The following is a 19,347-nucleotide window of genomic DNA, read 5'->3' on the forward strand; positions in this document are numbered from 1 at the left end:
GTATGCCCATATTAAGAAATATAACAAAGTAAGTCTTTTGCAAAGCGTAAAAAACGGTACAGCAACCGTATGCTGTACCGCCTGATAAACTCTTTTTTCTTTTCTGTATTACTCTTCTGCCTCTATAGCGTCTGTTTCAATAATAAATTTCACATTGCCGTTCATGTTGTCTGCTTTCCCGCTGAAGGTGTCATACGTGCAGTTTTCGGAATTCAGTGCATTCACTCTGTCCAGTATATTGCCCACTTCATCCTCAATGGTGTCCTTCAATTTTTTAGTGCCCTTTTCATCGAATTCCTTCATGCCGTCTTTCAATGTCTTTGCCCCGTCCTTAAGCTGGGTTATGCCGTCCTGTACCTGGCCGCTTGCGTCCTGCAGAGTGTTGCTGCCTGATAACAGTTCCCCTGTGCCAGAGGTCAGTGTGGCAGCCCCTTCCCGCAGTGTACCGCTGTTTGCGGAAAGCATGGCAGCACCGGAAGAAAGCTCTGTACTCAACTCATCCAGACCCTGGCTTAACTGTGAAGTGCCTCCCTGGAGTGTTCCTACCCCCTGTACCAGTATAGGCGCATTCTGTTTTAATTCCCCTGCACCGTCTAAGAGCTTCTGATTAGCATTTCCCAAGTTCTTAAATCCATCCAGAAGAGACTGGATCCCTTTGCTGGCTTTTGGAAGTGTGGATGTGCTCTGGTCCAGCAGGCTGACACTGCCGGAAAGCTGGCCGATACCGCCTTTTAGCTGCTGCATGCCTGTGTTGATAGCAGATACACTCTCTTTTAAAGTCTCCATAGGTGCTGTTGGGATCTGATCTTTCATGGCGGTGATCCCTTCCAGCTGCTTTTTGATCAACGGAAGTTCATTGCTGCCAAGTTCACTGACGGCTGCTTCAACCGTCTGATAGGAGCCAGCCATTTTTTCTATAGCATTAACGATCCCGGAAGCATCGAAAGCAGGGATATTTACATGGACTGCCGGAGCCTGTATATGTTCCAGTTTTTCCATGTTTTCCACGTCCACTGTCACATCGCCGAGCTGACCTTTGACGGCTGTCAGAGCACTTTTCACTGCCTCATCATCGGAAGCATTAATCTGTGCATCCAAAGCCTCTCTTGCTGCCCGGAGTTCTGCATTGGCTTTCTGTACAGTATTTGTCATGCTCTGGATCTGGGCGTTTTTCATATCAATTTCACTATTTACCTCGTTGGTCATTGCCTGCTCTGCCTGGGCAATAGCGTTTTCTGATTCTGTCTGAACAGTGGTGAGATACGACTGCAGCGAGCTAAGATTGTCCTTCAGGCTCTCACCTGCAGCGATCATTTCACTGACAGGAACGGCAATCTTTTCCTGCATCATGGAGGACAGGTCCTCTGTCTCCCTAAGCAGTTCCCGGCCTGTGCCTGTCATCTGGTCCACCAGCGCCATCATTGCATGGATATCTGTACTGTCCAGCGTATCTTTTAACTGCTGGGTGCCGGCAGCCAGCGTATCTGCAGCAAGGCGGATGTCATCGGTTGTGCTGCCTTTTCCGTCCAGTGCACTGTTCAACTGTCCGACAGCATCTTTTATTTCTGTCAGACCCGTTATAAGGGGCCTGAGTCCTTCTGCTCCGGCAGCCAGCTGTTTCTCCCCGGCAATATAGGCCGTTGTGCCGTCTGCCAGCAAAGAAGCACCGTCGGTATACTGTTTTACCCCATTCACTACGGTATTGACCCCGTCCACATACTCTGTAACCTTTCCAGTGAGAACGCCGCTGCTTCCTAAATAAGTCTGGATCCCGTTATCCAACTGGTCCACACCCTCTGTATAACTGCCGATACCGTCTGCAAGCTGTGCTCCGCCGCTGTTCAGCACATCAATTCCGCTCTTTAATGTGTTCACACCATCATCGAATTCTTTATATTTACTGTCCAGGGTATCAGCCCCTTTAGACAGCTCCGCGGAGCCGTCTACCAGTTTAAGGGCAGCGTCCTCCAGATCATTCAGAGAATCCTTCAGTTTATCCATATCCGTGATGTCTTCTGTATTTAGTTCCTTCATGATATCTGTCAGCGCTATGGTAAAAGTAGGGTCCATAGAAAAGTTTTTCACATCCGCGGACACCTCCAGGCTCTCCGGAAGCGTGATACCGTCACTGTCATTATCTTTATCCAGGTTTTTGTCAAGCCCCAGGCTTTCTTTCAGGCCGGGCATGGCAATACCAAGCACAATATTTCTGCTGCCGTCTGAAATAACCTTTCCGTTATCGATCATAACATTTGAAAAGATATCTTCCGGCAGGATCAGTCCTGTCATCATAACAAAAGGACTATAGAGGGTTTCTTCTTTTCCGTCCACCTTTACGGTCTGTTTGACATGATTTTCATAATGGATCTTGATCTGCAGATGCCCGCTCTTTCCTGCCAGATCTTCGGGACTCATTTTCTTTCCGTCTAAATAGTAGGCCAGATTTACGGAGACCGGCAGGTCTTTGCCGGTTTTTCCCTGATAATAAATGTCCTGCCCCTCGGTATTCCAGATAACGGAATCCCCGTTTTCCGTATATGTCTCCTCGCCTTTAACGTTTTTTATATCTTTTAGATCAGTCCGGTCCTTCAGCCGCTTCTCCACTCCGGCGTTTTTAAGCCAGCTGGACACTGTCACATCCTTTTCTTTGCCGGCTGCGTCGGCATTTACATAGACGGTTTCTTCCTTGGATACTTCTTTCTCCGTTTCCCCTGTTGCATAAACCGGCATGGCACCCACAACAGTGGCCATGCTCACAGCAAGTCCTGTCATCATCTTATTTTTCAGCTTTCTGTTTCTGTTCATTCTATTACTTCCTTTCCTGATGAGCACTGTCTTTTTGTCTTCTTACCCAGAAATCCTATGGATGTCTTGCAGATCACTTTATCAAATATCATAAACATGGCCGGAAGTACCATGATAACTACGGCCATACTGATTAGGGCTCCTCTTGAAAGCAGGGTACAGATAGAGCCTATCATATCCACTTCAGAATAACAGGCAACTCCAAAGGTTGCGGCGAAAAAGCTGCATCCGCTGGTGATAATGGACAGCATGCTTGCTTTATGTGCAATGGATATGGCCTCTTTTTTGCTGTGCCCTCTCTGTCTTTCCTTCTGGTAACGGCTGGTCATCAAAATGGCATAATCAACCGTTGCACCCAGCTGAATGGTACCGATGACAATGCTTGCCACAAAGGGAAGGCTGGTCCCCTGATAAAAAGGTACTGCCATATTCACAGCAATGGCAAATTCTATGACTGCCACCAGGATGACCGGGAGAGACAAGGATTTAAACACCAGCATGATAATTATAAAAATGGCGGCAATGGAGATTATGTTGACATTGCGCAGGTCCACGTCTGTAACATCCTGAAGGTCTTTCATCAGAGGCGCTTCACCGATTACCATGGCAGAATCATCATATGATTTTACGATCTTATCAATGGCCGCAATCTGTTTGTTCACAGTCGGCGTGGCCGATTCATATTCCGAGCACACAAAGGCCAGTTCGTACTTATCACTTTGCAGCATCTTTTTGATATCCTTCGGTATCATGGAATCAGGAATGGACGGACCGAACAGGGAGTTCATGCCAATGGTCCATTTAATGCCGTCTACCTGGTCAACTGCCTCCATCATGTCACGCTTTTCTTTGCTGTCCATATCTTTTTTCATAAGTATCATATGCATGGTGCTCATGTCAAAATCATCCTGCAGCTTTTCATTGGCCACATTACCCGGAAGGGATGAGGGCAGTGACTGCGCAATATTATAGTACACTTTCGTATGATTATTTCCGTATATTGCCGGCAGGAGCAGGAGCAGAAAAACTGCCAGCCATAATTTATAGTGCTTTGTTATGAACCTAGACGGCCCCTCTACATTTCTTATCAGGGGCCTGTGCTTTGTTTTTTCAATCGCCTTATCAAATATAAGTACCATGGACGGAAGCAGGGTGACACAGCATATAACACCGATCACCACTCCCTTTGCCATGACAACACCCAAGTCCCTGCCCAGAGAAAACGTCATACAGCAAAGCGCGGCGAATCCGGCGATCGTAGTCACGGAGCTGCCCACAATGGATTTAAACGTGTTGGAAATGGCATGCCCCATGGCCCTGTTCTTGTCGCCTGGGAAACGAAGTTTATTTTCCTCGTAACTGTTCAGGAGGAATATAGAGTAATCCATGGTGACACCAAGCTGCAGTACAGCGGTCAGAGCCTGCGTAATGTAAGAAATCTTCCCCAAAAACAGGTTGGTCCCCATGTTATATAAAATGGCACATCCGATACTGAGCAGGAAAAATACCGGTACAAGGAAGGACTCTGTGGCAAGCTCCAGAACCAGAAAAGCAAGGCATGTGGCAATGACCACGTAGATGGGCAGTTCCTGCAGGGATATGTTCTTGATATCCGTGACGATCCCCGTCATGCCGCTGATAAAACATTGCTTATCCGCCACTTTTCTCATCTGTGTCACTGCTTCCATTGCCTCATCGGAGGAAGTGGTGTTGTCAAACAATGCCAGCATCATGGTTGCATCGCCGCGGAAAAAGACTTCCCGCAGATCCTTTGGGATCATTTCCACCGGAAGGCTTAAATCTGCCACATCGTCATACCAGAGTACATCCTTTACATGAGGTATTTCGCTGAACTTATCTTCCAGTTTCTGTGCGTCCTTTAGGTCCATATTTTCCACAACAACCATGGAAAATGCACCCATCCCATACTCATCCACCAGGATATCCTGACCCTTTACGGTTTCCAGGTGTTCCGGCAGATAACTGAGCAGATCGTAGTTAATTTTTGTTTTCGCCATACCTATTACGGATGGAACCAGCAGCAGGATTCCCATAAGTAATATGAGAACCCGGTGCCTGGCGATCCATTTGCCCGCTTTGACCATAGAAATCATCCCCTATTCTGTCTTTCTTTGTAACGGTTCAGTGCCTTCACAAGTGACAGGCAAAATTCATGCTAAACCGCCTTTGGCGATGAGGCTTTGCCTGATGCTGAACGCTTTTTCACGGTCAACGCAGAAAATGTGCGGGCCTGCTGAAGTGTTACCTCTCGTATTTCATATCAACCTCCATTATAAACAAAAATGACTAATAGTCAATATTTAAAACTCACAGAAATCCATGAAATAGCAAAATGAATTTTGGTCATTTTTAAGGTATTGACTTTTAGTCATTTCTGTAAGATAATAAAATTAAAATCAAAATTCAGGTGTGATAAAAACACATATGAAAGGTGAGACAGCCATGGGAAAACTGGAGATAAACAAGCGGCAGAAAAAGAGTGCTCTCTTCCAGACCGCATTTGATCTGTTTACAAATAAAGGCTTTGCCAAAACCACGATCTCTGACATCGTCAATCAAGCCGGGCTTGCAAAAGGAACTTTTTACCTTTATTTCAAAGATAAATATGATCTGAGGGATAAATTGATTGCTTACAAAGCCGGACAATTATTTGCGGATGCCCATAAGGCCTTGGCAGCCAAGGAGATCACAGGTTTTGAGAACCAGATGATGTGGATGATGGACTATATTATTGAACGTTTCCAGAAAGAACATGCCCTTCTTCAGTTCATTGCAAAGAATCTCTCCTGGGGTATATTCAAAAATGCCTTTGAACGCACCGTACCGGAAGAATCACAGAAATTTTATGAATACTATCTTGAAATGATGAAAAAAAGCGCAGTGACCTGTGAGGAACCTGAGCTTATGCTTTTTACTTTTATTGAATTGGTGGGGTCCACCTGTTACAACTGTATTTTATTTGAACAGCCGGTGACCATAGACAAATACCTGCCATATCTTCATAAAGCCATCCACCAGATTTTTCTTGCTTATACAACAAGCTGACTGTAAAAGGACCGGCGGCTGTCTGCTTATATGCAGTACAAGTCTCCGGTCCTTTTGCTCTGTCTCTAAAATGTTTCTTTCCATTCCCCGGTCCCGGTCTGTGTACAGAACAGGATTCTCTCCTGCCCGTCCTCCTCCAAAACCCTGAAATGGACCAAATCTGCATATTGTTCCCTCAGTTTTTTCTCTATCTCAACCATACGGGAATCCCAAATCTCCTCATAAGGTACGGGGTCAAAGGCTTCAAGTGCCGGATGATCCGTCAGTGTCCTGAGGATCCCGTACCCTTCCCTGCTGTTTACAGCATTTTCTGGTATTGGCTGAAACCCGAAATCCAGATACATTCGGGCAGCCACCCAGGTATTTGTCTGCGTCGGTATCTTAATGGAGGGATAGCCCAGCTCTTTTAAACGCTGCAGGGTATGGGAGATCAGCGCCTTTGCAATGCCCTGTCCCTGGTATTCTCTCTTTACAGCCACCCAGTGCAGCCATCCCGCGCCGGATAAATCCCGCGGTTCATAAAATGCTGTGGCCGTGGCAACTTTTTCGCCGTCCAAAGTCTCCACAAAAAACATTCTCTCTTCCAGCTCTTTTTCTTTCCCGGCATAGTATTTCTCCCAGGCAGCCTCCCCCTCCATCGGAAGAACAAATTCTCTTGCAGATGTTTCTATGGCGATCCATTCCTTCTTATCACCCTCCCTGTAATAGACATAGCGGTATCCCTTTGGCAGAGAGAAGCCGGGGAGGTTTTCAAGGCTGCTGCTCTTTAGGACCAGCTCATAGTATTTCAGGCGCATATCATGGTTGTCGGGTCTTAACTTCATAAGTTCTTCTCTTTTCGTCATACTCACCTCTCTGCGGCCGGACTATACTGCCTGGCCGGACAGAATACTGTCTATCAGCCGGGAGGCTTCGTTTCTGGTCAGTGTGTCCGGGTTAAAAGTCTGTTTCAAGCCCTTCTGCTTTATCAGACGCATAAGAAAATCCATCTGCTTTTTTGTAGCGGGCGGAGATTTTTTGACTGTGCAGACCAGAGGAGACGGCTCAAACAGATGAGGCTCTTTCTCCTCAAAATAGTGTGCCATGGTCTGGTACAGTTTAGCTGTTGCCAGTGCGTCATGATAGGCCCTGTGTGCAGCTGAATTGTTGATCCGGTAGTGCTCACACAGCTCGCCCAGACTTCTGGACGGAAGGTCCCTGTGCACGGTTCTGGCAATTTTCAATGTGTCAATGCCGTCTTTTTCAAAGGTATGACCCAGAGATTCGGCACTGATCCTGACAAAGCTGTAGTCAAACAGCACATTGTGCCCGATCAAAATATCCTGCTCACAAAAATGCAGGAAATCAGGAATCACCTCTTCCCGGCACCTGGCATTTTCCACCATTTCATTGGTGATTCCGGTAATACCTGTGATATTGGCCGGAATAGAAAGTTTTGGCTTGATAAATTCCATAAAACGTTCCTGTACTTTTCCGTCCCGTACCTTTAATGCACCTATCTCTATGATCTCATTTTCTTCTGGACTTAGACCGGTAGTTTCTATGTCAAAAGCTATGTATGATTTTAACATATCGCGCTGCGTCTTCCTCTCTTTCTCTTCTGTTTGAACTAGTACAGCAAACAGGCGATATTGGCCGCGACACTACGAACGATTGTTGATGAATTTGCAACTGCACTGTTTGCATTTTGGCTATATCATGGCATTCATATTGTTCGTAATAGGATGTTAGGTTTAAAACGTTCGCTGTAGTACTAGTCCGCCCTGCTGCCTGCCTTATAGTTTCCGTCAGTATCCGGCAACGGCTTTCAGGCTCTGAACCTCCAGTCATAGAGGCCTTCTGTGTGCACCATGGACAGCAGCATTTCCCGCAGGGAGTCACTTTCATTATAGACAGCAATACTCAGTGTCCCTCCGCTGATGCTCAGCATAGAGTTTTCCCTGGTCAGGAGAATGTCAATCTGTCCTTTCCTTTTCAGAATGGTCTTTTTCATGATCTTGACTATGGTATCACAGCGTTTATCTTTCAGCCATCCTTCCCTCTGACGGATGAGCGGAATATGCTCCTGCACATACATTTCAAAAGGATAATAGCATAAAAGCTTCAACACAATAGCGATCACCTTATCGCAGAAAACCTGAAGCTGTTTGTCCTGCATAAAATACTGCTCTACTTCTTCAAATATTGTATCCGCTTCATCGGGAACCCTTCCGGGCAGAAAATCAATCACCCGGTAATCCTCATTAAAAAGCTGGCTCATTTTCTCGTATCTTGTCATATACCCCTTACTCCTTTCGGTTTGTAAAGATATCTCTCCCCTTCATATCTTACAAATTATAAACGCAAAACGCCGAATCGACAAGCATAATTATAAACCATGCTTTTTCTTCCTCTTATACTCCCTTATCCTTTCCTCAATTGTGGTGTAATCCCGCTCAAACAATTCTTCACTGATCTGCAGAGCAAGTGTCTCCTGTGGAACCTTCAGCAGTATCTTTTCAATCACAAAGGCCTTGCTTTTTTCCCTGTATTTTGGCATCTTATTCAATTCCTGGATATGTGCCAGTTCCGGGCGCCATAGGATACTGAGCTTTCTCTTCATATCCACTTTCGGATTGGGCTTTGGCTCCCGCAGGGTATAAAAGTCCACGGTATTTCCCATCTTTTCCGCCGTGATGATTCCCCACCATTTAGGAACATACTCTTTGATGTGCAGAGCGTGGGTGGATCCTGCCACAACAAGGTTGCTGTCATAATAGCGGTTGTAATCCCTCACCTGTCTTTTCAGACGCACATAGGTGTCCGCATCGCTCTTTATTTCAATACCGGCAATGGTGTTAGGCAGGACCATCACAATATCCGCACGTGACTTACCCATTTGCTTTTCCTCCAGGATCCTAATCTTACCGTACCTCTCCTCTAAAAAATCAAAGAGGGGCTCCCGGATATCCTTATCGTACAGCATGATCAGGAATTGGAGGAGGAGGAAGCGGCGGCTGCACTGGCGGCGGCTGCAGAGGCGCAGATTGCGGCCTGCTGGGCGATGACCAGAGCCACAACGCCGTTTAATGCCGCTGTCTGCATGGAATGCAGGTCAGGCACATAATCACAGGAAGCCATCATGCCGGCATACATCAGCCTCTGTCTGGCACCCACACCAAAAGCCCCGAATCCTTTCTGGGATTTCAGAAAAGCATCTGCCTCTGTAATGTCCTGTACCAGTATATCTTTTTCCACATCTAAAAGTGCCAGAACACCTAATGTTGCAAGCTCATAGCCTGTTCCGTATTTCAGTCCCCGGGTTTTCAGGGTATCGAATAATTCCAGTGCTCTTCTGCACTTCGGCTCCGCAAAATCCTCACCGAGAGCCAGAATGTGGCTGAGGGACTGCACCGAATTCCCGGAGAAGAAGTAGGGCTTTAAAATATAATAGCACTGCTCCATCTCCCGTTCGATACAGGAATCATTAAGTTCAGACATAGCAAGGAGCGCGGCAAATGCACTGTCCTCACCGGATGTGAGAAATGGATGGGTACTTTTCATACGGCTGTAAATGCTGCCTGTTTTGCGTATGATCTCCTCATACCGGGACGGGTCTGCCATCTCCGCTACAGTGGCAGCCGCCACTGTCAGATATTCGGAACCCCAGAAGTATTCCTTTAGCCGTCCGTAAATCGTCAGCATCTGCTCCATCACCATTTCAGGGTTTGCTGTCAATGAGAGCATGGTAATGACAGCCAGTTTTGAAACACCTCTGAAATTAGAAAAAGGTCCGGTATTGGCCTTTAAAATATCCCGGCAGTTAAGCAGACGGTCCGCTTCTGCAAGAGAACCTCTTGACGTCAGGATTCCCGCGCACATTGGATAGACATAGGGGCTCTCCCACCCAAAGGTGGATTTGATGATATCTCTGTTTTCAATAAACAGATTACAGCGTTTTCTCAGTTCTTCTCTCATGATACATCCCTCCCAAGACTTCTGTCATTTACAAACACACCTTTATACTGCTCCAGCCCAAATCTGGTCACGAACCAAGAACATTTACAGAGAAACATGTAGTAGACATTCAGCCCGCTGTTGTTCAGCGTCTCAAAATTTCCCTGGCCTTTTGAGAGAATCAGGTCCGCAGCAGCGATCAGGTCCCTGGCCTCTTTGGAGATATGCTTCAGGCTTGTGCCTGCAATTTTTGTGCCATTGCCGATGACAACAGGCACCAGATCAGAAAGCCCTGTCATATTGGCATCCTCAATTGTGGCATCATTGATCACCGGTTCACCGCGCACAATAACGGTAACATGAATCTGCGGATATCTTTTCATAAGCTGTTCGATCAAAAGCTTATCAAGAACGATCTCACCGCAGTTATCGGTCAGGTAGACCAGGTTCCCGGCTGTCTCCATCTGTTTCGTGAAATTACTGTATTCGGAGGCATCCAGGGTTTCCTCGGAAGCTGTGTCAATCAGCTCCCAGAGCTTTTCATCGCTCACACTGCCCATGGCTCCAAAATCAATATAATTGCCTGCCCGGGCGTATAGGATCCCCCGGTATACAGGGTCATCTGACTGGACGATCCGGCTGCGTACCGCATCCTCTGCCTCCAGCATCCTATGATTGTAATCTTTTTTCAACTGTTCAAAACTGTATGCGCGCCCGAAATACTTCTGATGGATCACATTTATTTTGGCGATGAGCACGGGTGCTGTGTCTTCCGGCTGCGCTGCACCGATGATCTGAAATACTTCCCGCATATATGCTGACTTTAATTCCTCGGAAGTGATGTCCTTCAGATTCTCCATCTGACGGGTGATCAGACAGCTCATACACTGGGCGCTTAATTTTACATTTGTGGATATTTTCATAGTATCTCCGTTTCAATTTATAGAATGTCCCAGGATCCTTAACTGGTCTTTTATCTATTTACGGTTTCATTATACCCTATTGTGTGTTGATTTCCAATAGTAAAAACCATCCGGCCTGTCTGCTCTTATGGATCATCGTTACTGTTCACAGTATACTAAAAACGTAGCTCTTTGCACAGCAACGCGCTTTGCGATGCACAGTTCTGCCCTTTAGGGTACAAAATGCAATAAATTGCATTTTAGCGCTGGCTAACTCGGGATTTTGCTGCGCATCGCGCAGCATCCCTTTGGGAAAACACCTCCCGAAACATTGGCCTGTGAACGGTAACGGATCATCTTCCAAGATCGCAGCGTGTTAGCAGCGGCGTATTTTGCAGATATTGGGACAAAAAGAAAGCAGGGCATCTGTGGTTCAAACGCCGCTGCTTTTCTTGATCTTTCTTTTCCGTTACCGGATTTAGTTATTGTTTTTTCCTGCCAGTATGGTCATGCACTTTCCTATGCCATATCCGGCAAAGCTTACCGCTCCATACAAAAGGACATAGAATAATGCGGATGTATTCATATACAGGAACACGGCAGGCACAAACAGAAACCCTGATATACATGGAAATAAAAGAATGCTGTCCTGCCTTAAACCGTAAAAAACGGAAATGCTCAGGGTGGCTGCCGGCAGAATCAGAAAGAGAAGAAACATCCCGGAACCGGTATCCCTGATAAATGCCGGCAGCAGATTGTATAAAAGCCCAAGGATGATCCAGCAGGCAAACATAGTCTTTTTTGTTTTCATTGACAGTTCTCCTCTTAAATGTAGTTAATCAGCCAATGCATCCATAAATTCCAGTATATATTCAGCCGTGCTGTCCCACTGCTCTTCACCCGAAATACCGGCTGTTTTATCTTTTTTCTGTTCCCCGTAATTTCCAAAGCCTGCGTGATTGGCTCCCTGTATGATTATTTCATTACAGATTTTTGCATTTTTAATGGATCCTTTGTATTTCTCCCGGTTCAGAACTCCGTCCCTGCTGCCGTAGATGGACAGAACCGGCAGTGATCTGAGTGTATCTGTGGGATACGCCGCAAGCAAAACCAGTCCTTCCAGTGAGTCTTCATGTTTCTGCGCATAAGAGGAAGCCATAGCACCACCGAGTGAATGTCCGCCAAGAAACCAGTTTTTTACATCCGGAAAATCCCGGATCACCGTATCTGCCCCATCGGAGTTAAAAACAGCCAGATGAAACGGCATTTTTACCAGGACGCAAAAGACATTTTTCCCTGCGATCCTTTCAAGCAGCGGCGCATAGCTTTTGGCCTCAACCAAGCCTCCCGGATAAAAGATAAAGCCTGTGCCGCTGTTTTTATCCCCATATGTATAGTAATCGTCCGATTCGGTTGTGACGGTGTCCTTTGTTTCATATGCCTGTGCATGGTAATAATTTGAAACATACAAGGCAAAGCCAAGGACCAGAAGCAGGACTGCGGTTAACAGACTTAATGATAGTTTCTTCCATAGAGGCCAGGGCCTTTTTTTATGCTGCATTTTTACTCTCCGATCTCAAATTATTTAGCTTGTATGCAAGGCCTGTGAGTTCCAGAAGGTGTCGCCAAGAGTGATGGCGTCATCAAATCCGGATAATTTTATTGTGCCATATTCGGAACAATCAAAGGTCAGTGTGTACTGCTGGCCGCGGAACACTGCAGTGGAGGATTCCCTCTCTTCAAAAACCGCAATATTATCCATAAAGATCTGCTGTTCCCCTTGGCCTTCTATATATTTATAAATAGTAAAATAAAAGCTGTTGTCATTGATCCCTGTGATTCGGATGGTTGCATATTCGCCGTCAGAAGCATTTTTGTAATCACCGTCGACAGGCATGTATTGGGTAGTGATAGGTGCAAAATCACCCTGTGGCCAGTTCATCCATGACCATGCGCTGATGGACGCATCAGATACGTCAATGCTTATAATTTTGCTTTCCGAATCTGATATAAATTCTTTATGGCTCGGATCGCTGTCACCCAGATTCCGGTATCCGCTCTGCAGAAGGTTTGTTTCCGCCTCTTTGTACTGCTCTCCGCAGCGGATCCCCTCCATGCTGACACTGCTGTTGTTCTCACAGCTTATACTGATCAGGGCACGTCCTGCAATCCCATTGGTATCCGGATCCCATTCCACATCAATCCCGTTTCCTTCATATCTCATTCCCATGTCACCGAAGGCAACGCCTGACGCCTGCTGAAGCCCCAGGTTCTGAACCATGGAAGGCAGAGCATCTCTGTTCATAAATCCACTCAGTTCTGTGGGCTCTGTCTTTGCCGGAGTCGGTTCTGTTTTTGGCGGGTCAGTGGGTTTTTCCTCCGGCTCCGCCTGGATGGGAGTTTCCGTTTTTGCTTTTGTATCCGGATCAATAACGGCTTTTCCGTTGATGACCTTCTCTTTGCTGTCCTCTTCCTCTTTACCGGATGGCTTTTCATCCTCCTTGGAATCAACATTGTCTGCTGCTGCTTCCGTATCCGCTTTTTTCTGCTTTTCACCGGTATCTTTTAAAGAGCAGCCTGTAAATACATTGGACATAACCAACAGGATAGTAAAACAGATAACGGGAAGAATACCCTTTTTCATCTTTCCTGCTTTCATAATATTCACCATCCTTCTCTTGAATGTGAGGAGGCCGTCATTCAGACTGGTGGACAGTTCGTAAGGATGTCTTCCCAAGGCCGCTGTTTTCAAAAGCAGCTGGTTATATCTGAGCTTATCCTCATGGTTTCTGCCTTTCATGACTGACTCATCACATATGAACTCTATATCACGCTCCGCCTCTTTTTTCATAAAGTAAACTGCAGGATTGAACCAATAAACAGTTGTGATCCATATCATCAGCAGCTTATACCACAAATCCCTGTTGCGGTAATGACATAATTCATGTCTGAAGATCAATTCACATTCATCCCCGGAATAGTCCCGTTCGGGAAGATAGAGATATGTGTTTCTGATCCCTGCCAAAAGCGGACCGGATAACTTGCTGCTTGCCACAAGCTTAGGCGCTTTTTTGATATGCATTTTTTTACACAGTTTATTGTATTCGGCAATCCTCTCACTGTTCGTAAAAGGAATACGCCAACGGCGCAGTTCACGCCTTCCCGCTCTCAGCATAAACAGTTTGTATACCACAGCTACGCAAATACCCGCTCCCCAGATATATGCCATAAACCATGCGATGGTATCTATTTTTATATTCTCCCTGGGAGAAACACTGTCTTTTGCATTTTCTCCTGCGCTGTCCTGCATGTCTGCCTGATCATTGGTCATTGTTTGTTCATTACTGCTGTTTTTTGTGCTGTCTGTCGGAATCTTTGCCGTTTCCGCAGCAAGCGCATTTGTACTACCGGCGTATTCCGTTCTGGTGATTTGTTTTGGTACCTCAATGGTCAGGCCTCTGGCATTTGACGGCAGCCTCACCGGAATGAGGAGAAACACAGAAACGAACAGCCATATGAGATATTTCCATCGGGAGGAATATTTTTTATCCAGCAGTCTTGATACTGCCAGCACAATGAAAATGATGACAGCCGATAAAACATTCACCTTAATTATGTGCAGCATAAACTCTGCCATATACTATTCCCCCTCTCGCTCAAGCTCCTTCAGGAACTCCTCCAGTTCCTGTATCTCTTCCCCGCCAATCTGTTTTCCCTGGTAAAGGGACGCTACAAAATTCTTCAATGAATTCCCATATAGTTTCTCCAGCACGCTTTTCCCTTCCTGCTGCTGGTATTCACTCTGCGTCACAACAGAGCTGTAGAGATTGGTTTTTCCTTCTCTTTTTACCGAGACGAAATTCTTGTTTTCAAGCCGGGTGAGCATGGAGAGGATTGTGGTGGGTGCCAGCTCTTTCTTTTGATTCACAAAGGCCTCCACCTCCAGACGTGTCATGTCTGGATGACCGTTCCATAAAGCCAGCATCACATCCAGCTCTGAATCAGGTAGTTTTTGAATACGCTTTTTCATGTTATCACCTCCTGTACTGTCTGCAGATACCGTATTTTCAGGTTAGGTTACAGAGTATTTTTCTACAATTGTAGTACCTATTGTCATTTTACATTAGTAGTAGATAAATGTCAACGGTTTTTGTAAAAATACTTTGCTGTTATCCGGTCACGATCTGCGCGAATGTGGACATACAGAGAGGCGGGGAATACACATCCCCGCCTCCGGTTTGTATGGATATAGATCAGAAGTCCACTTCTGTTCCGTAGTAAATACAGTTGAATAATCTTTCCATAGTTTCCGGGTCAATCCCACGGGGATTGGAGCCGGTGCAGGCATCACCTACTGCCAATTCTGCGATTTTCTTGATCTTCTCTTTAAATTCCGCCTCGATGATGCCGAATTCTTTTAATGTCCTCGGAATACAGAACTGTTTGTTCAGTTCATCAATTCTGTTGCAGAGGCTGTTGATTAGTGATCTCTCGGAAGCACCTGCCAGGCCCATTCTGCGGGCAATCTCCGCGTAACGTTTTGCCGCGGCTGCATCTTTGGCATTGTATTTAATCACATATGGAAGATACATTGCGTTGGCACAGCCATGTGTGATATGTCCTGTGGAAAACGCAGCTCCTGTCTTATGAGCCATGGAGTGGACAATTCCCAACAGCGCATTGGAAAATGCCATTCCTGCCAGACACTGGGCATAATGCATCTGCTCTCTTGCTTCCATGTTACAGTTATAGGATGCGGGCAGATGATCTAGAACCATCTCAATAGCCTGAAGCGCAAGGGGGTCTGTAAACGGACTGTGCAGTGTGGACACATATGCTTCTATTGCGTGGGTCAAGGCGTCCATTCCTGTGTAGGCCACCTGCTTTACGGGAAGTGCTTTAACCAGATCCGGGTCTACAATTGCCACATCCGGGGTGATATTGAAATCCGCCAGCGGATATTTTACACCGCTTTCATAGTCCGTGATCACAGAAAATGCAGTCACTTCGGTGGCAGTGCCGGATGTTGACGGAATTGCTGCAAATTTTGCTTTCTGACGGAGTTCAGGAAAATTAAACGGGATACATAGTGCTTCAAATGTTGTGTCGGGATATTCGTAAAAGGCCCACATTGCCTTTGCCGCGTCAATAGGGGAACCTCCACCCATGGCTACGATCCAGTCAGGTTCAAATTCCTGCATGGCCCTGGCGCCTTTCCTAACGGTTTCTACAGACGGGTCAGGCTCAACGCCTTCAAAAAGCTGTACCTCCATACCTGCTTCTCTCAGATAGCCAGCCGCTTTTTCCAAAAAGCCCTGGCGTTTCATAGCTCCGCCGCCTACTACAAGAAATGCTTTTTTGCCCTTCAAATTTTTCAGTTCTTCCAGGCAGCCTTTTCCATGATAAATGTCTCTCGGTAATGTAAATCTGCTCATAGTATGCATCTCCTTTTATGTACTATTGTTAATCATTTAACAATATCAGTATAATATATCTGAGTAAATTAGTCAACAATAAATGCACACATTTAGCAATTTTCAGGATGAGCGGTGTCTCCGTTATCTTATAGCGATCACAGACCTGTCCCCAAAATCCAGAACTTCACCGGTCTGTATATCCAGTTTGTGTTTGAAAATCGGTCCGTCCACTGCTATAGTATGGTATTCACCGTTTTCCCCGCAGAGGTCAATACCGCTGGAGGCCATTCTTTCCGCAATCTTTGCATCTAAGGGTTTTCCCAGGATCTCTTTTGGCAGAAGCCGGTTGTTTATGGATTTAATGATACAGCAATAGTCTTTGGAAAGGATTTCCTGCACTATCTTTTCACGTCCCTGCTGCCACAGGGGAAATTCTGCCCTGATCCCTGCTGCGTGACAACGGTCTTCACTCCATCTGCGGTTGTTTTCTATGTCAATATCACCAAACCCCGCCATCTCTGCCCCCAGTTCTATGGCTCTTTTGAGGCCTTTTTCAAATTCCAGATGATATGCCTCCCCGCTTGACGGGCAGAGGATCAGGGGGATTTCCAATGCATCTGAAAATTTATCCAATAATTCATAGTCTGCCCCGTGAAACCAGGACCGGTCCATGTCCTGATTGACCATGACCAGCAGGCCCACCGGCTCATGTCCCCCTTTTATTAGCTTGTGCAGCGCAAGGGTACTGTCCTTGCCGCAGCTGTATGACATGACAAATTTCATTTCTCTACCTCTCTTTTTTCTGTTTTTTGCAGCGTAAAATAATCAATCCTTTCATTTCTGCCTTGTTTTATATATAATAGTTTAAAAGAGTCTATGATAGCTTCTCTGCAAACGGTAAGGAGTGTATTATATTATGGAAAAACAAGGGAATGACAATGAAAATACCTATACGGCTGCCAGCAGCATAAAATGTCCAAAGAACCACCGTGATGCGATACATACTGTAACATATAAAAAAGCCACGTGCACCCGTGTGGATGACATTATTCTGAACTTCCACTGCAGCCAGGATGCCCAATGTCTGGAATGTCAGCGTGATTATCTGTAGCACAGTCTGCCGGACTGTCTGTTTTGGGAGGTCTTTGGTATTCCATAATATCACCCGGCTGACAGTCCAGTACATCACAGATGGCTTCCAGAGTGGAAAATCGAATAGCTTTCACTTTGCCTGTCTTCAGGTTGGACAGATTTACATTTGAAATTCCGACTTTTTCCGATAATTCATTCAGGGAAATTTTGCGGTCAGCCATGACCCGGTCTAATCTTAATATAATCGCCATATTATTTGCTCCTAAAGGATTTCGTCCATTTCTTTCTGCATTTCTGTCCCTTCTTTGATCAGACTGCCCAAGACAAGGAACAGGATACCAAAGACAAACATCTTTCCGTCAATCAACACAAAGCTTCCAAACTGCATGATGACAAAACCGTTTGAGCTGTATGTTGGAAAATGTGTGATGGTAAAGGATGTCCCAATAATGATCCATCCAATCATCAAAAAATAATTGCTCAGTGAATGAATGAAAAATTGTTTGCTGGCATAAATGCGTATCAGGGAAATGAAAATCGTGAAATTTATCAGATATGTAATAAGTTCATACGCTGTGCCGGTTATGTCCTCACTTTTCCATAACTCTTTCTCTAACATTTCATACAAACCAGCGAATCCAACCATAACAAGTATGCCTGTTAAAAAAATAGCAAGCATCAAAAGAAATTTTAGCTTTTTTGAAAACTTCTTTTTGCCCCTATTGACGTTTGTTGAAAAATCATTTTCTCCCATGCATCGTTCCCTCCTCCATCATGAGATCTTATTGGTTCCTCTTATAATCCATTTATACCATACGCCGCACTGACCGTCAATATATTTAATGATTATCATTAAAATATATTTAAATATCATTAAAATTAGAGCAAAACAAAAATTTCATCTTCCTTATCAGTAGGAGCTGATTTCATCATCACCTCCTTGCCGGCAATGTATATTCTGCCTGGAGGGATTTTGGTTCACACGGGAAATCCCCCTGCTTCGATAGAAAAGCAGGGGGATCGTATCTATTCTTATTCCGTTCCATGACTGTCTTTCAGCGCATCATAGGCCTTTTTTGTAAAACGGTGATACTGCAGGCCAAACTCATCTTGTTCCAGGTAATAAACATAAGGATCAATTTCCGGGTTCCGAAAGGAAATGCCCCATTCATGTTCATGAATTTTTTCAACTGCTACATCCTGAGAAAATCTTTTGAAAATATTTACAATATCGTCCACAGTATTCCCGGGGTTAAATATTTCCTCTAAAAAGGCCTTTAAAAATGGGCTGTCATTTACATTTTCATGAACATATCTTACCCCTTCAGAAGGAACATGGACACAATAACGGCCCTTTTCCTCTGTTTCCTTTATGGTCAGCCCGCCCAGCTCTTGTCCTGCAGATTCACAAAATGCCGCGATGGCCTGTGAAAGGTTTTCCTCTGCTGTCAAGAGCAGTTCCTGCAAAGATTCCTTTGGATAATACAGATTCATGTCCTCTTCCCGGTAACCGATCTTTATTTCACACTCTTTGATATTGTCAAAAATATTCTTTTTTAAATCCATGCTGTATGCTCCTGTCTTTCTTATTTGCAGCGGCCAGCAAAGCAGCTTGACTTTGAAACGCCGCGCAAATTCTGTATTGATCTACAAACTGTCCATCACATCCCGAATGGTCTCCAGAAAAGATTCTTCCCCATATGTGTTCAGCTTAAAGACTATCCCCTGACTCCCGCCGGATGTGATCGCGGACAAGTAATATTCACCTCTGCCTCCAACTAAAGTGATGGACAAACTGACTCTGTTACTGCCCATCGCGCTGTAACGCTCATAGATCCTCACGGCACACTGAAAATCTCCATTGCTGAAATTACTGCCGTCCTCGTATGATGCGGACATACTTCCCTTCATTACAGCATCGTGCAGTTTATTTATAATATCATCAAAATCTCCGTGGACTACTTTTTCGTATTTTGCCATATGATATCCTCCTGTTATAACGCGGCAGGTCTGTACCTTTACCACGCTGCACATAAAAAAGTTCCAAATTAATTATATAATATATTAAATATTATGACAATCGTTATCTTTTAGCTGTTCTTTTCTTCTTTAATCGAAACTTAATACCC

18 protein-coding genes and 1 pseudogene are annotated in these 19,347 nt (G+C 45.3%); 1 reads left to right on the forward strand and 18 read right to left on the reverse strand.

Annotated elements, in window-relative coordinates; all coding sequences use genetic code 11:
* Positions 1–108 precede the first annotated feature (108 nt).
* Both CI595_RS10275 and CI595_RS10280 read right to left on the reverse strand, forming a co-directional pair.
* Positions 109–2,805: a YhgE/Pip domain-containing protein gene (locus tag CI595_RS10275; protein WP_095173136.1), complete on the reverse strand. Its 2,697-nt coding sequence runs from the start codon at positions 2,803–2,805 to the stop codon at positions 109–111.
* Positions 2,802–4,910 (reverse strand): efflux RND transporter permease subunit, encoded by a 2,109-nt coding sequence (locus CI595_RS10280; RefSeq protein ID WP_095173137.1) that lies wholly within the window; start codon positions 4,908–4,910, stop codon positions 2,802–2,804. The genes CI595_RS10275 and CI595_RS10280 overlap by 4 nt, the downstream gene beginning before the upstream one ends.
* Positions 4,911–5,268: 358 nt before the next feature.
* On the opposite strand from CI595_RS10280, the gene CI595_RS10285 reads away from it, so the two are divergent.
* Positions 5,269–5,871 carry a TetR/AcrR family transcriptional regulator gene (locus CI595_RS10285; protein ID WP_095173138.1) on the forward strand — a complete coding sequence of 201 codons (603 nt, stop codon included), beginning with the start codon at positions 5,269–5,271 and terminating at the stop codon, positions 5,869–5,871.
* A gap of 65 nt (positions 5,872–5,936) precedes the next feature.
* On the opposite strand, the gene CI595_RS10290 is transcribed toward CI595_RS10285, so the two are convergent.
* The 16 genes and pseudogenes from CI595_RS10290 to CI595_RS10365 form a co-directional block, all read right to left on the reverse strand.
* The gene (locus CI595_RS10290; protein ID WP_095173139.1) at positions 5,937–6,716 is read right to left on the reverse strand and encodes a GNAT family N-acetyltransferase; all 780 of its coding nucleotides are present in this window, start codon (positions 6,714–6,716) and stop codon (positions 5,937–5,939) included.
* Between the two features lie 21 nt (positions 6,717–6,737).
* On the reverse strand, positions 6,738–7,442 hold the full coding sequence (locus CI595_RS10295) for a 3'-5' exonuclease (RefSeq protein ID WP_095173140.1): 705 nt from the start codon (positions 7,440–7,442) through the stop codon (positions 6,738–6,740).
* Between the two features lie 236 nt (positions 7,443–7,678).
* On the reverse strand, positions 7,679–8,149 hold the full coding sequence (locus CI595_RS10300; protein WP_095173141.1) for a hypothetical protein: 471 nt from the start codon (positions 8,147–8,149) through the stop codon (positions 7,679–7,681).
* Between the two features lie 90 nt (positions 8,150–8,239).
* A complete protein-coding gene (locus tag CI595_RS10305; protein ID WP_095173142.1) occupies positions 8,240–8,836 on the reverse strand; it encodes a sce7726 family protein in 597 nt (198 codons plus the stop codon).
* A gap of 2 nt (positions 8,837–8,838) precedes the next feature.
* Positions 8,839–9,828 (reverse strand): DUF4003 family protein, encoded by a 990-nt coding sequence (locus tag CI595_RS10310; RefSeq protein WP_095173143.1) that lies wholly within the window; start codon positions 9,826–9,828, stop codon positions 8,839–8,841.
* Positions 9,825–10,730 carry a damage-control phosphatase ARMT1 family protein gene (locus CI595_RS10315; protein ID WP_243135137.1) on the reverse strand — a complete coding sequence of 302 codons (906 nt, stop codon included), beginning with the start codon at positions 10,728–10,730 and terminating at the stop codon, positions 9,825–9,827. Before CI595_RS10315 ends, CI595_RS10310 begins: the two co-directional genes overlap by 4 nt.
* 457 nt (positions 10,731–11,187) lie before the next feature.
* Entirely contained in the window at positions 11,188–11,520 is a 333-nt protein-coding gene (locus CI595_RS10320) for a DUF2651 family protein (protein ID WP_095173144.1), read from the reverse strand.
* 24 nt (positions 11,521–11,544) lie between these two features.
* Positions 11,545–12,270, reverse strand: a complete 726-nt coding sequence (locus tag CI595_RS10325; protein ID WP_095173145.1) for an alpha/beta fold hydrolase — start codon at positions 12,268–12,270, stop codon at positions 11,545–11,547.
* Positions 12,271–12,294: 24 nt separating this feature from the next.
* Complete coding sequence (locus CI595_RS10330; RefSeq protein WP_095173146.1) at positions 12,295–14,346, reverse strand: M56 family metallopeptidase; 2,052 nt, start codon at positions 14,344–14,346, stop codon at positions 12,295–12,297.
* A 3-nt stretch (positions 14,347–14,349) separates the two neighbouring features.
* Positions 14,350–14,739, reverse strand: a complete 390-nt coding sequence (locus CI595_RS10335) for a BlaI/MecI/CopY family transcriptional regulator (RefSeq protein ID WP_095173147.1) — start codon at positions 14,737–14,739, stop codon at positions 14,350–14,352.
* Positions 14,740–14,962: 223 nt separating this feature from the next.
* Positions 14,963–16,144 carry an iron-containing alcohol dehydrogenase gene (locus CI595_RS10340; RefSeq protein WP_095173148.1) on the reverse strand — a complete coding sequence of 394 codons (1,182 nt, stop codon included), beginning with the start codon at positions 16,142–16,144 and terminating at the stop codon, positions 14,963–14,965.
* A 123-nt stretch (positions 16,145–16,267) separates the two neighbouring features.
* Entirely contained in the window at positions 16,268–16,909 is a 642-nt protein-coding gene (locus CI595_RS10345) for a Dph6-related ATP pyrophosphatase (RefSeq protein ID WP_095173149.1), read from the reverse strand.
* Between the two features lie 359 nt (positions 16,910–17,268).
* Positions 17,269–17,469, reverse strand: a pseudogene (locus CI595_RS10350) (helix-turn-helix domain-containing protein); the annotation flags it as partial.
* Between the two features lie 11 nt (positions 17,470–17,480).
* On the reverse strand, positions 17,481–17,972 hold the full coding sequence (locus CI595_RS10355) for a DUF2975 domain-containing protein (protein ID WP_095173150.1): 492 nt from the start codon (positions 17,970–17,972) through the stop codon (positions 17,481–17,483).
* A gap of 278 nt (positions 17,973–18,250) precedes the next feature.
* Positions 18,251–18,784, reverse strand: coding sequence for a DUF3877 family protein (locus CI595_RS10360; RefSeq protein WP_095173151.1), 534 nt, complete (start codon positions 18,782–18,784; stop codon positions 18,251–18,253).
* An 81-nt stretch (positions 18,785–18,865) separates the two neighbouring features.
* Entirely contained in the window at positions 18,866–19,198 is a 333-nt protein-coding gene (locus tag CI595_RS10365) for a DUF6054 family protein (RefSeq protein WP_095173152.1), read from the reverse strand.
* Positions 19,199–19,347: the final 149 nt, after the last annotated feature.

Source organism: Blautia hominis (genome assembly GCA_002270465.1).
GTDB classification, from domain to species: Bacteria; Bacillota; Clostridia; order Lachnospirales; family Lachnospiraceae; genus Blautia; species Blautia hominis.